Source organism: Pantoea sp. CTOTU50773 (assembly GCF_032082325.1).
GTDB classification, from domain to species: Bacteria; Pseudomonadota; Gammaproteobacteria; order Enterobacterales; family Enterobacteriaceae; genus Pantoea; species Pantoea communis.
The window spans coordinates 1-6,991 of the sequence record NZ_DAMDQC010000200.1 but is presented as its reverse complement, the minus strand read 5'-3'; the positions used below and the strand labels follow the sequence as shown (position 1 = coordinate 6,991).

Annotated in this window: 7 protein-coding genes; 1 reads left to right on the top strand and 6 read right to left on the bottom strand. The window is 54.5% G+C overall.

Annotated features, from left to right (window positions below):
- From ispH to ribF, 5 genes are all read right to left on the bottom strand, one after another.
- On the bottom strand, positions 1-937 hold a 937-nt coding region (ispH, locus tag RT340_RS20885; protein WP_313377638.1), incomplete at its 3' end, for a 4-hydroxy-3-methylbut-2-enyl diphosphate reductase.
- Positions 918-1,388 carry an FKBP-type peptidyl-prolyl cis-trans isomerase gene (gene fkpB / locus RT340_RS20880; RefSeq protein ID WP_034826099.1) on the bottom strand — a complete coding sequence of 157 codons (471 nt, stop codon included), beginning with the start codon at positions 1,386-1,388 and terminating at the stop codon, positions 918-920. The genes ispH and fkpB, both read right to left, overlap by 20 nt.
- A gap of 3 nt (positions 1,389-1,391) precedes the next feature.
- Positions 1,392-1,895, bottom strand: a complete 504-nt coding sequence (gene lspA, locus RT340_RS20875) for a signal peptidase II (protein ID WP_058959362.1) — start codon at positions 1,893-1,895, stop codon at positions 1,392-1,394.
- Positions 1,895-4,714 (bottom strand): isoleucine--tRNA ligase, encoded by a 2,820-nt coding sequence (gene ileS, locus RT340_RS20870; RefSeq protein ID WP_097118314.1) that lies wholly within the window; start codon positions 4,712-4,714, stop codon positions 1,895-1,897. The genes lspA and ileS overlap by 1 nt, the downstream gene beginning before the upstream one ends.
- Positions 4,715-4,741: 27 nt before the next feature.
- Positions 4,742-5,680 (bottom strand): bifunctional riboflavin kinase/FAD synthetase, encoded by a 939-nt coding sequence (ribF, locus tag RT340_RS20865; protein WP_058959365.1) that lies wholly within the window; start codon positions 5,678-5,680, stop codon positions 4,742-4,744.
- Between the two features lie 318 nt (positions 5,681-5,998).
- On the opposite strand from ribF, the gene rpsT reads away from it, so the two are divergent.
- Positions 5,999-6,262 (top strand): 30S ribosomal protein S20, encoded by a 264-nt coding sequence (gene rpsT, locus RT340_RS20860; protein ID WP_034826107.1) that lies wholly within the window; start codon positions 5,999-6,001, stop codon positions 6,260-6,262.
- Positions 6,263-6,314: 52 nt separating this feature from the next.
- On the opposite strand, the gene nhaR is transcribed toward rpsT, so the two are convergent.
- Positions 6,315-6,991: transcriptional activator NhaR (gene nhaR, locus RT340_RS20855; protein ID WP_313377637.1), on the bottom strand; the 677-nt coding region annotated here is incomplete at its 5' end.

Genomic DNA, 6,991 nt, shown 5'->3' with positions numbered 1-6,991 from the left:
CTTCGACACGCAACTCTTTTGGCACTTCAAACACAATGTTCTCTTCACGGCCAATCAGCTCAATCGCTGCTTCGCCGCCATACTCTTTCAAGCGCTGAATCACCTGCTGCACCAGAATATCCGGTGCCGAGGCACCCGCCGTCACACCGATGATCTGCTTGCCTTTAACCCACTCTTCCTGAATGTCATCTGCTGAATCGATCAGCTTCGCCAGTTTCCCCGCACGCTGTGCCAGTTCGGCCAGACGGTTGGAGTTAGAGGAGTTTTTCGAGCCCACCACCAGCACCACTTCCGCATCACGCGCCAGAACACGCACGGCTTCCTGGCGGTTAGTCGTGGCGTAACAGATATCATCTTTGCGTGGGCCAATAATTGCCGGGAAGCGCTGACGCAGTGCATCAATCACATCTGATGTATCATCAACCGATAAAGTTGTCTGCGTCATGAAGCACAGATTGCCTTCGTCCTTAACGCTCAGCTTGAACACATCTTCCGGTGACTCCACCAAATACATGCCACCATTGGGGTTGTTGTACTGCCCCATGGTGCCTTCTACTTCAGGGTGTCCGGCATGACCAATCAGAATGGCCTCCACACCTTTACGGCTGGCGCGCGCCACTTCCATATGTACCTTGGTCACCAGCGGACAAGTGGCGTCAAACAGCATGGTGAGATTGCGCGCTTTCGCTTCCGCCCGCACCGCCTGAGAAACGCCGTGAGCAGAGAAGATCAGGATGGCATCGTCCGGCACTTCGCTGATCTCTTCAATGAAGATCGCTCCCCGATCGCGCAAGCTGCTCACCACGTAGCGGTTATGTACCACTTCGTGACGCACGTAGATCGGTGCACCGTACATCTCCAGCGCGCGCTCCACGATGCTGATGGCGCGATCCACGCCTGCACAGAAACCGCGAGGGTTAGCTAACAGGATTTGCATCGCTGGCCTCCAGCACCGGATCAATCTCCAGCACTTCAATTTCAAACTGAATGCGCTGGCCAGCCAACGGATGGTTAAAATCAACGGTGATCGAGTCACCGGAAATTTCACGGATCACACCCGGCATCTCGCTACCACCTCTGCCGCTGAACAGCATGATGGAACCGACTTCCGGTTCGCCAGCATCTTTAAAGTCACGGCGCGAAAAGTACTGAACCAGGTCCGGACTGGTGCCGCCAAAGGCATCTTCCGGTGCCAGCGTAAAGGCATGCTTATCGCCGACTTTACGTCCTAACAGTTCCTGTTCCAATGCACCAGACAAGCTGCCATCTCCCAGACGGAACAGCGCTGGTTTGCCGTTGGCGCGTGTTGATTCCGCTGTTGAGCCATCTTCCAGCTTCAGCGTGAAATGCACCAGCAACGCGCTATCGCGCTGTACGGACTCAGTCATTTGTTACCCTTTCTCTTTGACCTGTTTGTCTTTCGGGGTGAGGAAGCCTTCCAGCACCACCAACGCCGCACCAATACAAATGCCGCAGTCAGCGATGTTGAAGGTGGCGAAATGCCAGTCACCAACGTAGAAGTCGATGAAATCCACCACGAAGCCGTGATATGCACGGTCAAACAGGTTACCCAACGCCCCGCCGATAATCAGCGCGTAGGCAATATTGGTTAATTTGTGACTTGCACGGTTGCGATACATCATCACCACCAGCGCGACCACAATCGCAATCGCGATGCCGGCAAAGAACCAACGCTGCCAGCCACCTTTATCCGCCAGGAAGCTGAACGCCGCGCCATAGTTGTGCGCGTAGAACAGATTCAGGAACGGTATCAGCGGCTGAGTTTCATGCAGCATCATGTTATTCATGATCCACTGCTTGCTGGCGAAATCGACCACGATCACCACCAGCACCAGCCACAACCAGCGCAATCCGGTAGAGCAGAGTTTACTCATCAGGCAAATTTCCGCACTTCACCGTTGCCGGCTACGTTGGTGTAACAACGTCCACAGACCGCAGCATGCTCCGGATTCTGGCCAACGTCAGTAGTGTAATGCCAGCAACGCGGACATTTCTCGCCTTCTGCTTTGTGCAGTGCGATTTTCAGACCTTTCAGTACTTCGCTCTGCTGCGCTTCATCGCTGGCAGTGGCGTAATCCGCCACCGTCGCGCCGGAAGTCAGCAGGACAAAACGCAACTCATCGCCCAGCGCCTGCAGTTTAGCGGCCAGTTCAGCATCCGCGTAAAGCGTTACTGTGGCTTCCAGTGCGCCACCGATACGTTTATCGCTGCGCGCCTGCTCGATCACTTTGTTGACTTCACCGCGCACTTTCAGTAGCTCATCCCAATAAGCGTCGTTCAGTGCTTCGTTATCCGCCAGACCAAACAGGCCTTCATACCACTCTTCGGTGAATACGTATTTAGCACGTTCACCCGGCAGGTAGCCCCAGATTTCATCAGCAGTGAAGGACATGATTGGCGCCATCCAGCGCACCAGCGCTTCAACAATGTGCCACAGCGCGGTCTGGCAACTGCGACGCGCCAGGCTGTCACCTTTCGCGGTGTACTGACGATCTTTAATCACATCAAGATAGAACGAGCCCATTTCGATGGAGCAGAAGTGCATCAGACGCTGCACCACTTCATGGAAATCGTAGTTCTCGTAAGACTGGACGATGTCCTGCTGTGCAGCCAGCGCACGGCCAACCGCCCAGCGATCTACCACCACCATCTCTTCGGGTTTTACGCAATCTGTCGCCGGGTTGAAGCCCGCGAGGTTAGCCAGCAGGAAACGCGCGGTGTTACGGATACGACGATAGCTGTCCGCTGCACGCTTCAGGATTTCGTCGGACACCGCCATTTCACCGGAGTAATCCGTTGAGGCGACCCACAGACGCAGAATGTCCGCGCCCAGTTTGTCCATTACGTCCTGCGGTGCCACGGTGTTGCCGATGGATTTCGACATTTTGCGGCCCTGACCGTCCACGGTGAAACCGTGCGTCAGTACCTGACGGTAAGGCGCTTTGCCTTTCATCGCCGTCGAGATCATCAGCGAAGACATGAACCAGCCACGATGCTGATCTGAACCTTCCAGATACATATCCGGCGCATGGCCGCCAAATTCTGGGCGCGCATCGACCACAGAGTAGCTGGTTGATCCTGAATCGAACCACACATCCAGCGTATCTGGCACTTTGACATAGTGATCAGCGTCATCGCCCATCAGATCGCGCGGATCAAGATCCCACCATGCCTGAATGCCATCCTGCTCTACGCACTTCGCGACTTTTTCCATCAGCTCCAGTGTATCCGGGTGCAGCTGCTCGGTCTCTTTATGTACGAATAGCGCCATTGGCACGCCCCACGTACGCTGACGCGAGATACACCAATCTGGACGGTTCGCCACCATCGCTTCGATACGCGCCTGGCCCCAGTCCGGGATCCACTGCACGCCTTTGATCTCTTTCAGCGACTGCGCACGCAGGCCCTTCTGATCCATGCTGATGAACCACTGCGGGGTGGCACGGAAGATAATCGGGGTTTTGTGACGCCAGCAGTGTGGATAGCTGTGCAGCAGTTTCTCTACGTGCAGCAGCGCGCCTTTCTCTTTCAGCAGCTCAACGATCATGTCGTTGGCTTTAAACACGTTTACACCATCCAGCGTAGGATAGGTGCCTGGCAGGTACGCGCCATCCGGGCCGACCGGGTTAGCGGTTTCCAGACCGTATTTCTGGCCGATCACATAGTCATCTGGGCCGTGGCCAGGTGCGGTATGCACTGCACCGGTACCCGCTTCCAGCGTAACGTGCTCGCCCAATACGACTTTGGATTGGATCTGCTCAAGGAACGGGTGCTGGAACAGCTGCAGCTCAAGTGCCGCACCGTTGCATTCGCCCAGTACTTTCCACTCAGTGATGCCCGCGCGCTTCATCACACCCTCAACCATCTCTTTGGCGAGGATCAAGCTGCGGCCTTCGATTTGCAGCAACTGGTATTCGAACTCAGGATGCAGTGAGATACCGCGGTTGGCCGGCATGGTCCACGGGGTAGTGGTCCAGATCACCAGAGAAACCGGGCCTTCAGAGGCGGCAACGCCAAACTTCGCGCGTACCGCATCGGCATCAACGGCGTTAAACATCACGTCGATAGATGGGGAAGTTTTGTCGTAGTACTCGACTTCTGCTTCAGCCAGCGCCGAGCGGCAATCCATGCACCAGTGCACCGGCTTGGCGCCTTTGTGCAGGTGGCCGTTGCCAATGATTTTACTCAGCGCACGAATGATGTTGGCTTCGGTTTTGAAGTCCATGGTCAGGTAGGGACGATCCCAGTCGCCCAGCACGCCGAGACGGATGAAGTCTTTCTTCTGGCCTTCAACCTGTTCAGCAGCGTAGTTGCGGCAGGCGGCACGGAATTCCGCGGCGGAGACTTTCTCGCCTGGCTTACCGATCATCTGCTCAACTTTGTGCTCGATAGGCAAACCATGGCAGTCCCAACCCGGCACATACGGCGAGTCATAGCCCGCCATGCCTTTCGACTTAACGATAATGTCTTTCAGAATCTTGTTAACGGAGTGACCAATATGAATGCTGCCGTTCGCGTAAGGAGGGCCATCATGCAAAATAAAGGTTTTTTTCCCTTTTTTGGCTTCGCGGATGATGCCGTACAGGTTGTCATCAGTCCAACGTTGCAGCATTCCCGGTTCGCGTTTGGCCAGATCGCCACGCATCGGGAACCCCGTTTCCGGCAAATTCAGGGTAGATTTATAGTCACTCATCAGATTCTCGGTTCCGTATTTCGGTCATTAAGCCGGTGCGTTAAGCCCAAAAAATTGGCGGGCCGTCACCACATCTTTCGCAATTTGTTCTTTCAACGCGTCCAGCGAAGCGAAACGCTGTTCGTCGCGAATCTTCTGTTTCAGCACCACCTCAATGTGGTGGCCATAAAGATTCATATGTGTGTCAAGCAGGTGAACTTCAAGCTGCTGACGCAGACCTTTTACCGTCGGACGTGTGCCAATGTTGGCCACGCCAGCGATGGGCTTGTCGCCCAGGCCTAACACTTCTACCGCAAACACCCCTTTCACCGGCGTTACTGTGCGGCGCAATGGAATGTTAGCGGTGGGGAAACCAATGGTGCGCCCCAGTGCATCACCGTGCACCACGCGCCCTGAAATGCTGAATGGATGGCCCAGCAGCGCTTCCGCCTGCGCAAAATCATCCTGTGCCAGTGCCTGACGTACCGCCGTGCTACTGATACGCGCACCGCCATCACAATAGGTCTGGGTGCTGATGACGTCGAAGCCATACTCGACACCGGCTTTCTGTAATAACAGGAAATCTCCCTGGCGACCAGCGCCAAAGCGGAAATCATCACCCACTGCGAGAAACTTCACGTTGAGTTTATCGACCAGCAGTTCAGCGATGAAACTTTGTGCGGAGTGCGCCGCAAAACGGCGATCAAAGCGGACGCAGAGCACCGCATCAACACCCGCCAGCTCGAGATACTTCAGCTTCTCGCGCAAACGCGTCAGGCGTGCCGGGGCTTTGTCACCGGCAAACAATTCAAGTGGTTGCGGTTCAAACAGCATCACCACCACCGGCAGATTGCGTTGACGTCCTTCAGCAATCAACTCCGCCATCAATGCCTGGTGGCCGCGATGTACGCCGTCAAAATTGCCAATGGTCAGGACGCAGCCGCGATGCTGCTCTTTCAGATTATAAATACCGCGGATAAACTTCATGGCTGACTCAAACCGGTGGAAATCGGCGGATTATACCCTTGAATGGCCTTCAGGTTAACCCGTCTGCGTGCCTTTCCTGCGTATGGTGCGGCTTAATGCGCACGCAACCCATTGCTCAGGCAGGTAATGAAGATTTTTAATGCGAAATACTGTATTCAGCGACGTGTTGCTGGTAGAATCCTGCGCCATCAATTACGTAATCAAGCGCCGTTGCTAAAACGACGCTTATTTGCACAAATCCATTGACAAAAGAAAGCGCAAAAGGCATAGTCCTCGGCCTTTGATTTGTCCATATAGATCACATTTGGGAGTTGGACCTTGGCTAATATCAAATCAGCTAAGAAACGCGCCGTAACATCTGAGAAACGTCGCAAGCATAACGCAAGCAACCGTTCAATGATGCGTACTTTCATCAAGAAAGTATACGCGGCTATCGCAACAGGCGACAAAGCTGCTGCGCAGAACGCATTCAACGAAATGCAACCAATCGTGGACCGTCAGGCTGCTAAAGGTCTGATCCACAAAAACAAAGCTGCACGCCATAAAGCAAACCTGGCTGCACAGATCACCAAACTGGCTTAATCGCCTGTTAGGTTATCGCTTTGTCGAAAGAACCGGCGCTTAGCCGGTTTTTTTATGCCTGCGATTTAGCATTAAAGAGTGCGCTGAAATCACGATTGCAGATGCGCTGCACCGCCGGATGTTGAATCATACGCTCGGCAAAAATCACGTGATACTCCTCCATCACCGCCTCCAGACGCCCTATTTCACGGATCGTATCATCGCGATAGATCTCAGCGCCATAGAGTGTCGGCGCGACAAAAATCGCATTGTTCTGCGCACCAAAGGCCTTCATCAAAGCCGCATCATCAAACTCGCCCAGAATATCCACCTGCAACCCCTGGCTGTGAATCCAGTTCAGCAACTTGCGGCCGAGCATCGAGCGACGCCCGGGAATGAGCAGGCGACGCTGCTCTAAACATGCCGGGAAAGGACGATCGGGCAGCGGTGCATTGCACCAGAAACTGACTGGGCATTCGCCGAGTTTCACTGAGAACAAACCTTCCTGCTGAGTGGAGTCGATTGGGCAATCCGAGACAATCATGTCGAGCTTGTGCTGGCTCAGTTGCTCCAGCAACATCTCGTGCGTTGACTCGAAACAGCGCAGATGAATTTTCTCCTCCGACACCACGGCCGCTTCCAGCACTTTGCCCACCAGTGGCTCCGATAATGCATCCGCCCCCCCCACGCCAAACAGCAGGTTCGACTCTTTGCGATAGTTAACGATATCCAGCATCTCCTGGCTCAGGG

Bases quoted from the DNA above. Each gene is read 5' to 3' on its own strand.
- ileS (WP_097118314.1), bottom strand. From the start codon at position 4,714: ATGAGTGACTATAAATCTACCCTGAATTTGCCGGAAACGGGGTTCCCG.
- lspA (WP_058959362.1), bottom strand. From the start codon at position 1,895: ATGAGTAAACTCTGCTCTACCGGATTGCGCTGGTTGTGGCTGGTGCTG.
- ribF (WP_058959365.1), bottom strand. From the start codon at position 5,680: ATGAAGTTTATCCGCGGTATTTATAATCTGAAAGAGCAGCATCGCGGC.
- fkpB (WP_034826099.1), bottom strand. From the start codon at position 1,388: ATGACTGAGTCCGTACAGCGCGATAGCGCGTTGCTGGTGCATTTCACG.